The organism is Mycobacterium sp. 852014-52450_SCH5900713 (assembly GCF_001667075.1).
Lineage (GTDB): Bacteria > Actinomycetota > Actinomycetes > Mycobacteriales > Mycobacteriaceae > Mycobacterium.
The window spans coordinates 88667-105648 of sequence record NZ_LZIL01000069.1 but is presented as its reverse complement, the minus strand read 5'-3'; the positions used below and the strand labels follow the sequence as shown (position 1 = coordinate 105648).

Annotated in this window: 15 protein-coding genes and 1 pseudogene; 10 read left to right on the top strand and 6 right to left on the bottom strand. The window is 66.9% G+C overall.

Annotation, left to right across the window (positions count from 1 at the left end; genetic code table 11):
- Positions 1 to 840 (bottom strand): ribonuclease Z, encoded by an 840-nt coding sequence (locus A5773_RS21070; RefSeq protein ID WP_066952884.1) that lies wholly within the window; start codon positions 838 to 840, stop codon positions 1 to 3.
- 192 nt (positions 841 to 1032) lie between these two features.
- On the opposite strand from A5773_RS21070, the gene A5773_RS21065 reads away from it, so the two are divergent.
- On the top strand, positions 1033 to 1461 hold the full coding sequence (locus A5773_RS21065) for a CBS domain-containing protein (protein WP_066952803.1): 429 nt from the start codon (positions 1033 to 1035) through the stop codon (positions 1459 to 1461).
- A gap of 99 nt (positions 1462 to 1560) precedes the next feature.
- On the opposite strand, the gene A5773_RS21060 is transcribed toward A5773_RS21065, so the two are convergent.
- Positions 1561 to 2160 carry a type II toxin-antitoxin system PemK/MazF family toxin gene (locus A5773_RS21060; protein WP_066952805.1) on the bottom strand — a complete coding sequence of 200 codons (600 nt, stop codon included), beginning with the start codon at positions 2158 to 2160 and terminating at the stop codon, positions 1561 to 1563.
- A gap of 28 nt (positions 2161 to 2188) precedes the next feature.
- Between A5773_RS21060 and lepA the strand changes: the two are divergent.
- The 4 genes and pseudogenes from lepA to A5773_RS21040 all read left to right on the top strand — a co-directional run bounded on the left by lepA (position 2189) and on the right by A5773_RS21040 (position 6602).
- Positions 2189 to 4137 (top strand): annotated as a pseudogene (gene lepA / locus A5773_RS21055) (translation elongation factor 4).
- Positions 4138 to 4145: 8 nt separating this feature from the next.
- Positions 4146 to 4865 carry a sensor domain-containing protein gene (locus A5773_RS21050; protein ID WP_066952886.1) on the top strand — a complete coding sequence of 240 codons (720 nt, stop codon included), beginning with the start codon at positions 4146 to 4148 and terminating at the stop codon, positions 4863 to 4865.
- Entirely contained in the window at positions 4865 to 5644 is a 780-nt protein-coding gene (locus A5773_RS21045) for a sensor domain-containing protein (RefSeq protein ID WP_066952809.1), read from the top strand. Before A5773_RS21050 ends, A5773_RS21045 begins: the two co-directional genes overlap by 1 nt.
- Positions 5645 to 5765: 121 nt before the next feature.
- Entirely contained in the window at positions 5766 to 6602 is an 837-nt protein-coding gene (locus A5773_RS21040) for a sensor domain-containing protein (protein ID WP_082948328.1), read from the top strand.
- Positions 6603 to 6711: 109 nt separating this feature from the next.
- On the opposite strand, the gene A5773_RS21035 is transcribed toward A5773_RS21040, so the two are convergent.
- Together A5773_RS21035 and A5773_RS21030 are read right to left on the bottom strand one after the other, a co-directional pair.
- A complete protein-coding gene (locus tag A5773_RS21035; protein ID WP_066952811.1) occupies positions 6712 to 8748 on the bottom strand; it encodes a glycoside hydrolase family 15 protein in 2037 nt (678 codons plus the stop codon).
- A gap of 65 nt (positions 8749 to 8813) precedes the next feature.
- Positions 8814 to 10046 carry an FAD-dependent oxidoreductase gene (locus tag A5773_RS21030; protein ID WP_066952813.1) on the bottom strand — a complete coding sequence of 411 codons (1233 nt, stop codon included), beginning with the start codon at positions 10044 to 10046 and terminating at the stop codon, positions 8814 to 8816.
- Positions 10047 to 10100: 54 nt separating this feature from the next.
- Between A5773_RS21030 and A5773_RS21025 the strand changes: the two genes are divergently transcribed.
- From A5773_RS21025 to A5773_RS21005, 5 genes are all read left to right on the top strand, one after another.
- Positions 10101 to 10295 (top strand): hypothetical protein, encoded by a 195-nt coding sequence (locus A5773_RS21025; protein WP_066952819.1) that lies wholly within the window; start codon positions 10101 to 10103, stop codon positions 10293 to 10295.
- 332 nt (positions 10296 to 10627) lie between these two features.
- Positions 10628 to 11659 (top strand): sulfate ABC transporter substrate-binding protein, encoded by a 1032-nt coding sequence (locus tag A5773_RS21020; RefSeq protein WP_067792385.1) that lies wholly within the window; start codon positions 10628 to 10630, stop codon positions 11657 to 11659.
- Positions 11656 to 12540 (top strand): sulfate ABC transporter permease subunit CysT, encoded by an 885-nt coding sequence (gene cysT, locus A5773_RS21015; RefSeq protein WP_067792382.1) that lies wholly within the window; start codon positions 11656 to 11658, stop codon positions 12538 to 12540. Before A5773_RS21020 ends, cysT begins: the two co-directional genes overlap by 4 nt.
- Positions 12537 to 13349, top strand: a complete 813-nt coding sequence (cysW, locus tag A5773_RS21010; protein ID WP_066952825.1) for a sulfate ABC transporter permease subunit CysW — start codon at positions 12537 to 12539, stop codon at positions 13347 to 13349. The genes cysT and cysW overlap by 4 nt, the downstream gene beginning before the upstream one ends.
- A gap of 20 nt (positions 13350 to 13369) precedes the next feature.
- Positions 13370 to 14455: a sulfate/molybdate ABC transporter ATP-binding protein gene (locus tag A5773_RS21005; RefSeq protein ID WP_067261637.1), complete on the top strand. Its 1086-nt coding sequence runs from the start codon at positions 13370 to 13372 to the stop codon at positions 14453 to 14455.
- A gap of 13 nt (positions 14456 to 14468) precedes the next feature.
- Here the strand turns inward: A5773_RS21005 and A5773_RS21000 are convergent, their stop codons facing one another.
- Complete coding sequence (locus tag A5773_RS21000) at positions 14469 to 15212, bottom strand: phosphoadenylyl-sulfate reductase (protein ID WP_066952829.1); 744 nt, start codon at positions 15210 to 15212, stop codon at positions 14469 to 14471.
- Entirely contained in the window at positions 15209 to 16876 is a 1668-nt protein-coding gene (locus A5773_RS20995) for a nitrite/sulfite reductase (protein WP_067792380.1), read from the bottom strand. Before A5773_RS20995 ends, A5773_RS21000 begins: the two co-directional genes overlap by 4 nt.
- Positions 16877 to 16982 lie beyond the last annotated feature (106 nt).

Genomic DNA, 16982 nt, shown 5'->3' with positions numbered 1-16982 from the left:
TTACGGTGCGTTGATTTCGACGCGATGCAGGTCGTCGCCGAGCTCGATCCGCCCGTCGAACTCCGACGCCGCCAGGGCCCGCCACTGCTCTTCCTGGCCCGGCACCAGCGCGGGCACGTAGTGCGTCATGACGAGGGTGCCCACCCCCGCGCGGGCCGCGGTTGCCGCCGCCTCCTCGACTGACGAGTGGTAGTCACAGATGTCCTGCAGCCGCTGTTGCGGGATGTTTCCGACGATGTCCTTGCGGATCACGGTGTGAACCAAAGCGCCGGCGCCGGCCGCCAGCTGGTCGAGGCCGGCGCAGGGCACCGTGTCCCCGGCGAGCACCACCGACGCCGTGCCGTAGTCGATGCGGAACCCGATGGTCGGCGCCACCGGTCGGTGATCGGTCGGTGCCACCCGGATCGACACGCCGTCGCGGTCCCACACCGCCCCCTCGGTGCACTCGTGGACCTCGACCGACGGTGGGGCGTTCAGGTCGGCGTGATGCGCGAGCCGGTACTCGATGTCGTGGCGGAACGCGTGCAGCGTCGCCTCGACCGTCTCCGCGGTCCCGGGCGGTCCGATGATCGGCAGCGGCGCCGGGTCCGGTTCGAAGGTGCTGATCCAGCGAGTGATGAGGAGGTCGCCGAGATCTCCGATGTGGTCGCTGTGCAGATGCGTGATCAGCAGCGCCGACAATCCGGCGGCGCCCACGCCCACGGCCGCCGCACGCTGCAACACCCCACGCCCGCAGTCCACCAGAAATACCTGCCCGCCGGCCCGCACCAGAGTCGACGGGCCGGCCCGGTTCGGGTCGGGGATCGGGCTCCCGGTTCCCAGCAGCGTGATCTCGATCATGGCCCCATCTTGCAAGCCGCGGCCCTCCGCAGTGGCCCAATCGGGCGATACGAGCGATCGAGCGTCCTGGTTTCGAACGGCGACGTCAGGGTATGGACACGGATCGGCTACCGGTTCTCGTCGTGGCTTTTGCGCCGCACGAGTTAGCCGTAGCCTGGTGTGAAGCGGATCACAACCGGCTGGAGGCCTTTGATGCGGATTGCAGACGTCTTGCGGAACAAGGGCGCGGCGGTGGTGACCATCAACCCCGAGGCGACGGTGAAAGAGCTGCTCGCCGGCCTCGCCGAGCAGAACATCGGCGCCATGGTCGTCGTCGGCGACGAGGGCGTCGTCGGCATTGTCTCCGAGCGCGACGTGGTGCGCGAGCTGCACACCCATGGCGCCAGCGTGCTGTCGCGCCCGATCTCGAAGATCATGACCACCACCGTCGCCACCTGCACGAAAGCCGACACCGTCGACTCCCTGAGTGTGCTGATGACCAAGAATCGGGTGCGCCATGTGCCCGTGTTGGACGGCAAGAAGCTGATCGGCATCGTGAGCATCGGCGACGTGGTGAAGACCCGGATGGAAGAGCTCGAGGCCGAACAGCAGCAGCTGCAGTCCTACATCACGCAGGGCTGATTGCGGCTCCTGCCCCCACCCCACGGCGTGCGTCGTCGCCGAGCGTGCGTTCAGCGCGAAAATGCGGCCGGTTTTTCGCAGTGGTTACACGCTGGGCGACTAGCTCCAGGAGTAGTCCGCGCGCAGCCGCTCGGCCACCACTTCGAAGATCTCGCGGTCCAGGATCGCGCCCTCGCGACGAATGCTCTCCTCCGGGACATCGAGCACCCGGTCCAGCCGAACCCAGCTCGGCCTGCCTTCGTAATCCCAAGCGCCGGAACCGATTCCGATCCAGTCCCGGTCCTCGGCGTGGCGTTCCTGGCTGGACACCATCAACCCGAGTAAGACGCGGCGGTCACGACCGACCACGAGCACGGGCCGGTCCTTACCCCGGGTCGGGTCGTCCTCGTAAACCACCCATGTCCAGACGATCTCGCCGGGATCGGCCCGGCCGTCGAGGTCGGGCGCGTAGATCAGCTTGCGCGCGCGCTTCGCGGTCGGGAAGCTCGTGCTGGTCACCGGGCGGCCCGCGGTGACCGCGGGCGGTTGCGGCGCGGCGGCGGCGATGACGTTCGCGGTGATCTTCACGGCGTGCTGCAATTCGCGCAGCACGGTCTGCGAGTTCTGCACGTGCCGGGCCAGCCGCGGGGCCCGATCGAAGACCAGGTTTTCCGCGAACCGCTGGAACGTCTTCCACTGGGATTTGCGGGCCGACGCCATATTCGCAGCATAGACGCGCGTCGCGCGGGTGCGATTGTGTCCAAGTAGGTCTCGGGCACCCCGCCTAGATACCCTGGACATACCAATGAGCCGGCGCTCAAGCGCCCCCAAGCGTGTCCAGACCAGGAGATTCCCATCAGCAGTTTCGCCGACAAGACCTTCACCGCGCCGGCGCAGATTCGGAACTTCTGCATCATCGCCCACATCGATCACGGCAAGTCCACGCTCGCGGACCGGATGCTCCAGCTCACCGGCGTCGTCGACGAGCGATCGATGCGCGCGCAGTACCTGGACCGCATGGACATCGAGCGCGAGCGCGGAATCACCATCAAGGCGCAGAACGTCCGGCTGCCCTGGAAGGTCGGTGACGAAGAGTACGTCTTGCACCTGATCGACACCCCGGGGCACGTCGACTTCACCTACGAGGTGTCGCGCGCGCTGGAGGCGTGCGAGGGCGCGGTGCTGCTGGTCGACGCGGCCCAGGGCATCGAGGCGCAGACGCTGGCGAACCTGTACCTGGCGCTGGACCGCGACCTGCACATCATCCCGGTGCTCAACAAGATCGACCTGCCGGCCGCCGATCCGGACCGCTACGCGGGGGAGATCGCCCACATCATCGGCTGCGAGCCCGGCGACGTGCTGCGGGTTTCCGGCAAGACGGGTGAGGGTGTCGCCGACCTGCTCGATCACGTCGTGCGCGAGGTGCCGCATCCGCAAGGGGACGCCGACGCGCCCACCCGCGCGATGATCTTCGACTCCGTCTACGACATCTACCGCGGCGTGGTGACCTACGTCCGGGTGATGGACGGCAAGATCGTCCCGCGCGAGCGCATCCTGATGATGTCCACCGGCGCCACCCATGAGCTGCTCGAGGTGGGCATCGTGTCGCCCGAACCGAAGCCCAGCGTGGGTTTGGGGGTGGGCGAGGTCGGCTACCTGATCACGGGTGTGAAGGACGTCCGCCAGTCCAAGGTCGGCGACACGGTGACGACGGCCCGGCACGGCGCCACCGAGGCGCTGACGGGATATCGCGAACCCAAGCCGATGGTCTACTCGGGCCTGTATCCCGTGGACGGCTCCGATTACCCGGTTCTGCGCGACGCCCTGGACAAGCTGCAGCTCAACGACGCGGCCCTGACCTACGAGCCGGAGACGTCGGTGGCGTTGGGCTTCGGGTTCCGGTGCGGGTTCCTCGGCCTGCTGCACATGGAGATCACCCGCGAACGCCTGGAGCGCGAGTTCGACCTGGACCTGATCTCGACGTCACCCAACGTCGTCTACCGGGTCGTCAAAGAGGACGACACCGAGATCGTGGTGACCAACCCGTCGGACTGGCCCGAGGGCAAGGTGCGCACGGTCTACGAACCGGTCGTCAAGACGACCATCATCGCGCCCAGCGAGTTCATCGGCACCATCATGGAGCTGTGCCAGTCGCGCCGCGGCGAGTTGGGCGGCATGGATTACCTGTCGCCCGAGCGGGTCGAGTTGCGCTACACGATGCCGCTCGGCGAGATCATCTTCGACTTCTTCGACTTGCTGAAGTCGCGCACCCGGGGCTACGCCAGCCTGGACTACGAGGAGGCCGGCGAGCAGGAGGGGCAACTGGTGAAGGTCGACATCCTGTTGCAGGGCGAAGCCGTCGACGCTTTCAGTGCGATCGTCCACAAGGATTCGGCGTCCGCCTATGGGAACAAGATGACGACCAAGCTGAAAGAGCTGATCCCGCGTCAGCAGTTCGAGGTTCCGGTGCAGGCGGCCATCGGGTCGAAAATCATTGCACGCGAGAATATCCGGGCGATCCGCAAGGACGTGCTATCGAAGTGCTACGGCGGAGACATCACCCGCAAACGCAAACTGCTGGAAAAGCAGAAGGAGGGCAAGAAGCGGATGAAGACCATCGGGCGGGTGGACGTGCCGCAGGAGGCCTTCGTCGCGGCGCTGTCCACCGACGCCGCCGGCGACAAGGGCAAGAAGTAGCAGTGCCGATGCGAGCGGTTGTCCTGGTGGGTATCGGCCTGCTGAGCACGGGATGCGTCACGACCGTCAACGGCACACCCACGCGCGCCGGTCATCTCGGCGGCGCCACCTTACCGCTCGAGCAAGTCCTGCCGGACGGCCCGGAGGTCAACGCAGCCGTCGGGAACGAGCTGCCGCCGCATCGCCCGGCCCAGGTGGGCGATATTGACCTGCTGGCCAACGGGATCCGTGATAGCGATGGCGCCGCACCGATCCAATGCCTCGGGGTCGTCGCGCCGGCGATGCGCATCGTCTACGAACCTGGCCGCGTGCGTGCCGCCGCGACGCAGGACTACTGGAATTACGATTCCGGCGTGGCGGTGCCCGGCGCAACGGCGGCGGCGATCAAGCTGGCATCCACGGCCGACGCGCAACGGCTCTTCACGTCGTTTGTCGAGCAATGGCAACGCTGCGACGGCACCACGGTGACCATGTACACCCACGACTCGAGCAACACCGAGTTGTACTTGAAGGCCACCGACACCCGCGTCGACGGGCCGGTACTGTCGGCGACCGTCATCGCGTGGGACAACCATCACACTCCGCCGTGCCCGGACGAACGGGCCGTGGGGGTCAAGGGCGAGGTCATCGCCGACGTCAAAGTGGCCGACGGCCCGCGTGTGCAGGCCGGCCGCCGGGCAATCGATCTCGTCGAGGTGATGTTGCGAAAAGTCTCGAGCAGCAGCTGATGAGAACCGCCCGGATGGTCCTGTCCTGCCTGGCCGCTGTGGTGCTCGCCACCGGCTGCACCGTCGACGGCACCGCGCGGCCCGCGCCGAACCTGAAGCCCCACCCGGTCACCGGGCAGCCCGTCAAGCAGGTGCTCCTCGACGACGCTGAGCTGTCGAAGCTGCTGGGCCAGTCCTTCGGAAGCAAAAACGAACTCCCGGCGCGCTTCGGCGGTCCCGAGGTGCTGCCGCCGGCCTTCGGTGCGGTCTCGCCCGCCAACTGCGTGGGTGTCACCTCGATGCTGGTGAAGGACGCCTATCCATCCGGCGACGTCAAGAATGCGGCGCGGGAGACGTGGTGGAACCAGCGCGGACCGGCGAAGGTCATCAGCGTCGCCGAGGGTGTCGTCGCCCTGTCCAGCGCCGCCGGGGCCGCCACGTTGTTCCAACAGTTTGCACAGCAGTGGCGCGACTGCGAGGGCACTACCGTGACCATCGGGCGCCCCAGCATCATCACCGACCGCCCCGCGATCGTCTTCTCGGACACCATTTCCGAGGTGCGGCTCTCCGAATCGGTTCTGGCCGCGACTATTTCGATCGACACCCAATTGCCGGGCTTGCCGTCGAGCGGACCCAGGCCCGAAGCGCGCGCCATCGGCGTGCGGGGAAACTGCCTCGTCGAAGTCGAAGTGGCGTTTTTCAACTCGACGCGTTCGTCGGACGAGGGGTCCGGCGACGTGCACCGCAGCGCCATCGACATCGCGCACGCGATGATGGACAAGGTCAGCGGGCTGAGCTGACCGGCACCTGCCACCAACCTGGGACTTCTCTGGGGTTGAGCTGTGCTCACGCGTCGGCGACGGTTTCGCCGTGCCGTCGAGCCTAAACTCTTCGGTGAAGTGAGAGGTAGCCGAGAAGCGCATGGAAAGCATTTGCGGCAGTGAAGTATTCCGTTCTGCGTTCGTCGCCGCCCCGTCCGGTGGACGCCGCGGTCTGCGCCGACGTTGGTGCGCCGCAGCGCTTTCGGTCGTCCTGATCTCGGCCACCGGTTGCTCCATCACGGTCGGTGGCGCGGCGCGGCCACCAGCGAAACTCACGTCGCGATTCCTCGACGGGCAAATCCTCGAGCGGGTGCTTCTCGGCAAGAGCGCGCTATCCCGCGTTGTCAGGGAGCCCGTGGAGCCCGACCCCGGCGCCCCACCGCTCGTCGGGGGCCCCGAGATGTTGGGCGGTGAGCGGTCACTGGGGCCCGAAAGCTGCCTCGGGGTCGCGGTGATGATGCAGGCGGGCACCTATCGGTCCGCCAACGTGAGAGCCGTCGCGCGCACAACGTGGCGGCCCGCTGTCGCGCCCGGCGCGGCGGTGACCAGGGTGCAAGAGGCGGCCATCAGCCTGCCCACGGCCGCCGACGCCTACGCCGTGTTCGCGACGTTCTCCAAGCAGTGGCGAGACTGCGATGGAAAGACGGTCCCCCTATCGGGCGGAAGCCTGCCGCTGGAAGTGAAAATCAGTCAGGTGCAAAGTGCCATTTCCGTTGTCGCGGCCACCATTTCGACGCAATGGAACACGCCGCCGTCGTTCTCGCCCCCATCCCTTCCCGCCGAGCGGGCCGTTGGGGTGCGGGACAATTGCCTCATCGAAGTCGAGGTCGACTTCTTCGACTCATCGAGCGCGTCGCAAGAAGCGCCGCGTGACACGAACGCCAGGGCCCTCGACATTGCGCAAGTCATGCGAGACAAAGTGAGCGCGCTGAGCTGACGCGGCTACATCCCGTGGTGCGACCCGTCCCCCGCAAGCGGGAGGTACCCGGGCTTGTCCTGATCGTGGCGACCCGCTTCGCCCGGCTTCGCCGCGCTTGCGATCGCGACTACATCGGTGCGTTGGCGGGCTGGAACATCCCGGAGCCGTCGGCCTCCTCCTCGGCGCGGATCACGTGCACCACCGCGTTGATCAGCGCCAGGTGGGTGAACGCTTGCGGGAAGTTACCCAGGTGCCGGCCCGTCCGGGGCTCGATCTCCTCGGCGTAGAGGTGCAACGGGCTGGCGTAGGACAGCAGCCGCTCACACAACCGCTTGGCGCGCGCCACCTCGCCGATCTCCACCAGCGCCGACACCAACCAGAACGAGCAGATCGTGAACGTGCCTTCCTCGCCGGACAGCCCGTCGTCGGTCTCCTCCACGCGATAGCGCAGCACCAGGCCTTCCTGGGTGAGTTCGTCGGCGATGGCCAGCACGGTGTTGCGCACCCTGGGGTCGTCCGGGGGCAAAAAGCGCGTGAGTACCACGAGCAGCAGCGAGGCGTCGAGCGCGTCGGTGCCGTAGCGCTGGGTGAACACGCCGCGGGAGTCCACCCCGTGTTGCAGGATGTCGTCCTTGATCTCTTCGGCGATGGCCCGCCACTGCTGCGCATAGCTCTTCTCGCCCTGCCGCTCGGCCAGCTTCGCCCCGCGGTCGAGCGCCACCCAGCACATCACCTTCGACGAGGTGAAATGCTGCGGTTCGCCCCGGACCTCCCAGATGCCCCGGTCGGGCTCCCGCCAGTGCTTGATGGCCTCTTCCACCTGCTTCTTGAGCACCGGCCACAAGCTCTCCGGGATCTGCTCACGGGACTTGCAGTGCAGGTAGAACGAATCGAGGATGGAGCCCCAGATGTCGTGCTGGACCTGGTCGAAGGCGCCGTTGCCGATGCGCACCGGCCGGGCGTGGTCGTAACCGGACAAGTGGTGCAGCTCTTCTTCCACCAGGCTGCGTTCGCCGCCCACGCCGTACATCACCTGCAGCGGGTGGCGTTCGTTGCTGTTGGCGCCGGAGACGTCGGCGATGAACGCGAAGAAGTCGTCGGCCTCCCGGTCCAGCCCGAGCGTGTAGAGGCCCCACAACGCGAAGGTGGAGTCGCGCACCCAGGCGTAGCGGTAGTCCCAGTTGCGTTCGCCTTGCGGCGTTTCCGGCAGTGAGGTGGTCGCGGCCGCCAGCAGGGCGCCGGTGGGCGAGTACGTCAACCCCTTCAGCGTGAGCGCGCTGCGCTGCAGGTAGGCGCGCCATGGGTGGTCGGGGAAGTTGCCGATGTTGATCCATTGCCGCCAGCACTCGGTGGTCTGCCACATCTTGTCGGCGGCCTCTTCGTACGTTTGCGGCGCCGGGTGCTTGGTCCAGCTCAGGGCGACGAACACGTCGTCGCCCTCCTTCATCCGGGTGCGGGCGCGGGCTTCGCGGCCCTCCAGCCCGATCCGCAGGTTGGTGGTGAGCCGCAGGGTCGGGTGGGCGTCGGGCTGCTTGGTGGCCCGCGCGATCGCCTCGCCGTACGCGTTGGCCGAGTATTCCCAGGTGGAGCCCACGCGGTGATAGTCGAACGCGGGTTCGCAGCTCATCATCAGCTCGACGGTGCCGCTCACGCAGCGCACCGTGCGCAGCAGGATGTGCTCGGCGTCCCAGTCCATCGGCGTGCGGCGGTGGGTCCTGGACCGCCGTTCGATGTCGTGCCACGGCCCCATCACCAGCGCGTCGCGCACGATCAGCCACCCGGTGTGGGTCTGCCACGTCGTCTCCATGATCAGGCTGCCGGGCAGGTAGCGGCGGGCCGAGGGCACCGAAACGCCGTAGGGGCCGAGCCGGAAATGGCCGGCGCTGCGGTCCAGGATGGCGCCGAAGACGCTGGGGGAGTCCGGGCGCGGCACGCACATCCATTCGACCGAGCCGGCCGGCGAGATCAGGCAGGTCGTCTCCCAGTCGGACAAGAAGGCGTAGTCCGCGATCGGTGGGAACGGGTTCCGCAGTGCCCCGGTCGAAGCCAGCGGCGCCGGCGCGCTGAAGTCGATGGGCGATGGTAAGGCCGCCGTGTCCGTTTGAAATGCCTCCTCGGGCATGGCGTCGGCGGGCTGGTCGTCGGGCTGGGCGTGCAGGACCATCCCGACATCATCATCTGTTGAGCGGCCCGGCGTCCATTCTTTCGCCGACGTGGCGCCACTTCGGGTCACCCGCGACGCCGGGCAAACCTCGGGGCGTGCTCCGGAAGCGGGCCGATCGCGACGAGATAGCCGAGTACTCGCCGCAACGCAGGGGAGCGGCCCACCAGCCGCACTCCCAGCGGCGCACGCTGCGCGTTTCCGCCTACCGCCGCGGCGATCACATTGGCATGGATCAACCGTTGCGCGGTCTGCAGCAGCGCGGTGGGAAACCAGCGGCGCGCCTGGACGCGGGCGAGGCGCCGGGTGGGGACCCGTCCCGCGCGCAGCGCGTCGGCCAGGATGCGCGCGGCCGCCACCGCGTCGGCCACCGCCAGGTTGATGCCGATCCCGCCGACCGGCGACATCGCGTGCGCGGAGTCACCGATGAACAGGACGCCGTCGGCATACCAGCGGCGAAGCCGATTCAGTTGTACGTCAAGCAGTTTCACGTCATCGAAAGACGTGAGCGTCTGCACCCGGTGACCGAGCCAGGGCACCATGCCGACCAGCGCCCGGTGCAGCGCTTCGATGCCCTCCGACCGCAGCCGGGCGTCGGTTCCCTTCGGGATGATGTAGGCGATCTGGAAGTAATCGCCGCGATCGATCACGATGACGGCGTGTCCGGCCCGCAACACGCCGGCCAGACCCCGCGGATCGCCGGGGTGCCGCGGCAACCGGAACCACCACACGTCCATGGGCGCGCCGAAGCTGTGCGGTGTGAGGCCGACCGACGAACGCACCGTCGAAGCGCGACCGTCGCAGGCCACGGTCAGTTCGGCGCGCATCTCCTTGAGTTCGCCGGCCGGGTCCCGGTAGGTGACACCGACGACGCGGTCGGCGTCCCGGACGACGCCGATCACCTCGGTGCTGCGCAACAGCCGGAAGTTCGGTTCCGCCTCGGCGGCGGCGGCCACCAGCTCCAGGAAGTCCCACTGCGGCACCAGCGCGATGTGCTTGTGCGCCCCCGGCAGGCGGGTCAGGTCGAGGCCGAGCGGTGCGTTCTGTATCTCCATGTGGACGGTGTCGATGAGGCGGTGTGGGATTTCCGCGAATCGTGAGCCCAAACCCAGTTCGTCGAGCAGTCGCAACGTGCTCGCGTGCACGGTGTCTCCGCGAAAGTCACGCAGGAAGTCGGCGTGCTTTTCCATCACCGTGACGTCTATACCGGCGCGGGCCAGTAGCAGGCCCAGCACCATGCCCGCCGGGCCGCCGCCGGCGACCAGGCAGGCCGTTGCCGCGGATGGGGACGGGGCGGACATGGGCCGATCTTGGCACATTGGTTTTCGGCGGCAGGGCCGAATAGGGTGAGCCCCGTGACCGCTTTCCTGAATTGGTGGGACGGCAACGAGCTGTGGCTTTCCGGGCTCGCTTTCGTACTCCAGGCCATGGTGGTGATGCCGGTCGTGCTGGTGGTGGCCGCGGTCACGGCGGGACTGCTCGATGGCCTGCTCGGCAAAAGCATCGCCCTGATGCGCCGTGCCCGCCACGCCGGTGAGGCGCCCGGGTAACGCCTATGCCTCGGTCACACGTGACGTTGATTCTGGTCTCGCTCGTGTTGCTGGTGATCGTCGCGTGGTGGCTAACCCACTGAGGGCGCGACTTCGCGCGGCGTGCCCGCACGGCGACGCGAGCGGTGGCGGGCCTGGCGATTCCTGTTAGGCTTCCCGCCATGCACGTGACATCCGGTGTCGTGGAACGCCATGTCTTCGTGCACTGTTGTCGCTGACCGCCAATCCCGTGTGCGGTCTGGTATGGGGTTCGTCAGGCCTCCCAGTCGTTTAGGCGCCTTTCCGCAGCAACGGGACCACTATCACCTAAGTCCCCGTACTGGAAGGCCCGAATGCTCCACGACATCGCTTCGCGCTGGCGGAAGGTGAGTGCGCTCGCCCTCATCGTCGCAGTCATCTCGGGGTGTAGCGGCGGCGCCAGTGACGTCGTGGGCGGGGGCGGCCCGAGCAACGCGCGCACCAGCATCACGCTGGTGGCCTATTCGGTCCCAGAACCCGGTTGGAGCAAGGTCATCCCCGCCTTCAACGCCGCCGAAGAGGGCAAGGGCATTCAGGTGATCACCTCCTACGGCGCCTCCGGCGACCAGTCGCGCGGAGTCGTCGACGGCAAGCCGGCCGACATCGTGAACTTCTCGGTCGAACCGGACATCACCCGATTGGTGAAGGCCGGCAAGGTATCCAAAGATTGGAATACGGACGCCACCAAGGGAATTCCGTTCGGGTCGGTGGTAACCCTGGTGGTGCGCAAGGGCAACCCCAAAAACATCAAGGACTGGGATGACCTGCTGCGGCCGGGGGTGGAGGTCATCACGCCCAGTCCGTTGAGCTCTGGGTCGGCCAAGTGGAATTTGCTCGCACCGTACGCAGTCAAGAGCGAAGGCGGCAGCAACACCCAGGCCGGTGTCGACTTCATCAGCAAGCTGGTGCACGAACACGTCAAGTTGCGGCCCGGTTCGGGGAGGGAGGCAACCGATGTCTTCGTTCAGGGCAGCGGGGATGTGTTGATCAGTTACGAGAACGAGGCGATTGCCACCGAGCGCGCCGGCAAACCGGTTGAGCACATCAACCCGCCGCAGACTTTCAAAATCGACAATCCGGTTGCGGTGGTAACCACCAGCCCGCACCTGGACGCCGCGGTCGCCTTCAAGAACTTCCAGTACACGGCCACGGCGCAGAAGGTGTGGGGGCAGGCCGGCTTTCGGCCGGTCGATCCGGCCATCGCCGCCGAATTCCGCGATCGTTTTCCGGTGCCGGCGAAACTGTGGACGATTGCCGACCTCGGTGGCTGGAGCGCGGTGGACCCGCAGTTGTTCGACAAGACCACCGGCAGCATCACCAAGATCTACACGCAGGCCACCGGATGACGACCGCGATCACGCCCGACCCGCTCAGGCCCGAGCTCGGTCACCCGGCCGGTGACGCCGGGCACCGCCAAGCGAATTCGGGGCGTCGCCGGTCGGGAACCACTTCTCTGCGGGTGGGAGTGGCGACGCTGTGGCTTTCGGTGATCGTGCTGCTGCCGCTGGCCGCCATCGCATGGCAGGCCGCGGGCGGTGGGTGGCACGCCTTCCGGTTGGCGGTGACGTCAAACGCCGCGTTGGAGTCGTTCCGGGTCACCCTGACCATATCCGCCGGGGTCACCCTGGTGAACCTGGTGTTCGGCCTGATCATCGCCTGGATGCTGGTGCGGGACGACTTCGTCGGCAAGCGGCTCGTCGATGCGATCATCGACCTGCCCTTCGCACTACCCACCATCGTCGCGAGCCTGGTGATGCTGGCCCTCTACGGCAACAACAGCCCGGTGGGCCTGCATCTGCAGCACACGGCGTGGGGCGTGGCCGTGGCGCTGGCCTTCGTCACGCTGCCGTTCGTGGTACGCGCCGTGCAGCCGGTGCTGCTGGAAATCGATCGGGAGACCGAAGAGGCGGCCGCGTCGCTGGGTGCCAGCGGCGCAAAGGTTTTCACTTCTGTCGTGCTGCCGTCGTTGACACCGTCCCTGCTGTCCGGGGCGGGCCTGGCTTTCTCACGAGCGATCGGCGAGTTCGGGTCGGTGGTCCTGATCGGTGGCGCGGTGCCGGGCAAGACCGAAGTGTCATCGCAGTGGATACGCACCCTGATCGAGAACGACGACCGCACCGGTGCCGCCGCGATATCCATCGTCTTGCTGTCGATTTCGTTTGTGGTGCTGTTCATTCTGCGGATCGCGGGCGGACGCGCGGCCAAGCGTGAGGAGTTGGCGGCGTGACCTCATCGCCCAGGGTTCGATACCTGATCCGATTCGTCGGGCTCGCATACCTTTTCGTATTGCTGGTCGTTCCGGTTGCCCTGATCTTGTGGCGGACGTTTCGGCCAGGCTTCGGCCAGTTCTTCGACTGGGTGAGCACTCCCGCGGCGATCTCGGCGCTGAACCTGACCTTGCTGGTGGTTGCCATCGTGGTGCCGCTGAACGTGGTTTTCGGCATTCCCACCGCTCTGGTGCTCGCCCGCAACCGGTTTCGTGGCAAGGGCGTGCTGCAGGCGGTCATCGACCTGCCTTTCGCGGTGTCGCCGGTCATCGTCGGCGTTGCCCTGATCCTGTTGTGGGGATCGGCCGGCGCGTTCGGCTTCGTCGAGAAGGACCTCGGCTTCAAGATCATCTTCGGGTTGCCCGGCATCGTCCTTGCCAGCATCTTCGTCACCCTGCCCTTCGTTGTGCGCGAGGTGGAACCGGTCCTGCACGAATTGGGGACCGATCAGGAGGAGGCGGCCGCGACCTTGGGATCGGGCTGGTGGCAGACTTTTTGGCGAATCACCCTGCCCTCGATCCGGTGGGGTCTGACCTACGGCATCGTGCTGACCATCGCCCGCACCCTCGGCGAATACGGTGCGGTCATCATCGTGTCGTCGAACCTCCCGGGAAAGTCCCAAACCCTGACCTTGCTGGTCTCGGATCGGTATAACCGCGGTGCCGAGTACGGCGCCTACGCGCTGTCGACGCTGTTGATGGGCGTCGCGGTGTTGGTCCTGATCTTCCAAGTGATTCTGGACATCCGCCGGGCGAGAGCGGCCAGGTAGCCTGACATGGAGACTCGGATATGACAGACAACCACAGCCGGTCCGTCGACCAAGCCATCGTCGTGCGCAACGCCTACAAGCGCTACGGCGACTTTGTGGCCCTGGACAACGTGGACTTCGTCGTTCCCTCCGGCTCGCTGACCGCACTGTTGGGGCCCAGTGGTTCCGGCAAGTCGACCCTGTTGCGGGCGATCGCCGGTCTCGATCAACCCGACAGCGGGACGATCACCATCAACGGTCACGACGTCACGCGGGTGCCGCCGCAGCGGCGAGGCATCGGATTCGTATTCCAGCACTACGCCGCGTTCAAGCACCTGACCGTCCGCGACAACGTCGCCTACGGCCTGAAGATCCGCAAGCGACCCAAGGCGGAGGTCAAGGCCAAGGTCGACAACCTGTTGGAAGTGGTGGGGCTGAGCGGATTTCAGAACCGTTATCCCAATCAGCTCTCCGGCGGTCAACGGCAGCGGATGGCGCTCGCGCGGGCGCTGGCGGTCGACCCGCAGGTGCTGTTGCTCGACGAGCCGTTCGGCGCGCTGGACGCCAAGGTGCGCGAGGACCTGCGCGCGTGGTTGCGTCGCCTTCATGACGAGGTGCACGTCACCACTGTTCTGGTCACCCACGACCAGGCGGAGGCGTTGGACGTTGCCGACCGCATCGCCGTACTGAACCACGGTCGTATCGAACAGGTGGGATCGCCGACCGAGGTTTACGACGCACCGGCGAGCGCCTTCGTGATGTCGTTCCTCGGTGCGGTATCCACTCTGAACGGCAATCTGGTTCGCCCGCACGATATCCGGGTGGGCCGCAACCCCGAAATGGCCATCGCGGGCGGCGATGGCACCGCGGAGTCCATCGGGGTGGTGCGCGCCACCGTCGACCGCGTGGTCGTGCTCGGCTTCGAGGTGCGGGTGGAGTTGACCAGCGCCGCCACCGGTGGGGCGTTCACCGCCCAGATCACCCGCGGTGACGCCGAGGCCCTGGCCCTACGCGAGGGGGACACCGTCTACGTGCGCGCGACCCGAATCCCGTCCCTCGCCGTTAACTCGACGGACGACCGTCCCGCCGGCGCCGGCGAGGATCAAGCCACGCTGACGTCGGCGTAACGCCCGCTCCCCGTTACGAGGCGTGCAGCCCGCACTCGGTTTTCGACAGCCCCTGCCAGCGCCCGCTGCGCGGGTCGGCACCCGCGAGCGGCTTGGCCGTGCACGGTTCGCAGCCGATCGACGGATACCCGTCGTAGACAAGCGGATTGACCAGCACACCGTGCTCGTCGATGTAGCTCTGCATGTCCTCGTCGGTCCACGTCGCCAAGGGGTTGATCTTCACCAGCTTGAAGCCCTCGTCGAAGCCGATCACCGGGGTGTTGGCACGGGTCTTCGCTTCGCTCCGGCGTAACCCGGTCACCCAGGCGGAGTATCCGCTCAGGGCCCTGCGCAGCGGCACGACCTTGCGCAACCGGCAGCACTCGCCCGGGTCACGCTCGAAGAGGTTTTTCCCCAGCAGCTGGTCCTGCTCGGCCACCGTCTGCTCGGGGGTGATGTTGAGGACGTGGATGTCGTAGACCGACTCGACCGCGTCCCGGGTCCCGATGGTTTCGGCGAAGTGGTAGCCGGTGTCCAGGAACACCACCGGTACACCCGGCCGGACCTTGGATGCCAGATCGATCAACACGGCCTCCTGCATGCTGGAGGTCAACACGTAGTTGCAGGTGGCCCAGCCGCGGGGGCCGTTGATGCCGCCGAAATGCTCATCGGTCCACCGCAACACCTCTGTCGCGCTGGCGCCCTCGAGCTGCGCGGCGCCGCGCGCCGCCAGCTCCCGCAGTTCGGCTTCGGTCCGTTTCGTTGCCCGTTCACTCATCTCAAATCGTCCTCATCCGCCCGAATCGCCCACTGCGCGAAACGTTCTCCCGCACTGCGGTTTTTGATGAAGTTGCGTACCACCCGGTCGATATAGTCGCCCAACTCGTCACTGGTGACCTTGTGCTGGCGCAGCTTTCGCCCGAATCCGCTGTCCAGCCCGAGGCTGCCGCCCAGGTGCACCTGAAAACCCTCGACGGAGCCCCCGTGACCGTCGTCGACCATCTGGCCCTTGAAGCCGATGTCGGCCACCTGAATTCGCGCACACGAATTCGGACAGCCGTTGATGTTGACCGTGACCGGTACGTCGAGCACGGAGTTGATGTCCTCGAGCCGGCGTTCCAGCTCGGGCACCAAGACCTGGGCCTTGCCCCGGGTTTCGGCGAACGACAACTTGCAGTATTCGATTCCGGTGCAGGCCATCAGGTTTCGGCGCCACTGGGACGGTTTGGTTTGCAACCCGAGCGCCTCGAGGCCCGCGAGCACGTCATCGAGTTTGTCGTCGGCTACGTCGAGGATGACCAGCTTCTGGTACGGAGTGAACCGGACCCGGTCCGAGCCGGCCCGGTCCATCAGGTCGGCCACGGCCGAGAGAATGGTGCCCGAGACGCGTCCGGCGATCGGAGCCGCCCCGACGGCGTTGAGGCCGTTCTTGAGCCGCTGCACCCCGATGTGGTCGATGGGATGCTTGAGCGGTTCGGGGGCGGGGCCGTCGATCAGCGGCCGCTTGAGGTACTCGGTTTCGAGGACCTCCCGAAACTTCTCGATACCCCAGTCCTTGATCAAGAACTTCAGCCGGGCCTTGGACCGCAGTCGCCGGTAGCCGTAGTCGCGGAAGATCGACGTCACGGCCTCCCATACCTCGGGCACCTCGGCCAGCGGCACCCAGGCGCCGACCCGCTGGGCCAGCATCGGGTTGGTGGACAGGCCGCCGCCGACCCACAGGTCCAGGCCGGGCCCGTGCTCGGGATGGTTGACGCCGATGAAGGCGATGTCGTTGATCTCGTGCGCGACGTCCTGCAGCCCCGAGATCGCGGTCTTGTACTTGCGCGGCAGGTCGGCGAAGTCCGGCTGGCCGATGTAGCGACGCACGATCTCGTCTATCGCCCAGGTCGGGTCGATCACCTCATCGAGCGACTCGCCGGCCAGCGGCGAACCCAGGATGACGCGCGGGCAGTCGCCGCACGCCTCGGCGGTCTGCAGGCCGACGTCGGCGAGCCGCCGCCAGATTTCGGGGACGTTTTCGACCTCGATCCAGTGCATCTGCACGTTCTGCCGATCCGAGATGTCGGCGGTGTCGCGGCCGAACTCGGTCGAGATCTGGCCGACCGTGCGCAGCGCGGTGGCCGAGAGCGCACCGCCGTCGCAGCGCACCCGCATCATGAAGTACTTGGCTTCGAGCAGGTCGGCGTTCTCGTCGCCGGTGAAGGTGCCGTCGTAACCCTGTTCGCGCTGGGTGTAGAGCCCCCACCAGCGGAAGCGTCCGCGCAGGTCACTCTTGTCGATGCTGTCGAACCCGGCCTGGGCGTAGACGTTCTCGATGCGGTCGCGCACCTCGAGGGGGGCGCCGGCGTGCTTCATCTCTTCGTTGGGATTGAGGGGTTCCCGGTCTCCCAGCGCCCACTGGCCCTCGTTGCGGGCCTTCGCGGGACGGGCTGTGGTCATTCGGAGGTCTCCTTCTCGACATCGCAGGCATGAAAGCGCAGCTCACCGGTGGTATCGGCGGCGCAGATCCGATGCCAGCTGGACGTACAGGTGGGCGGGTCTACGA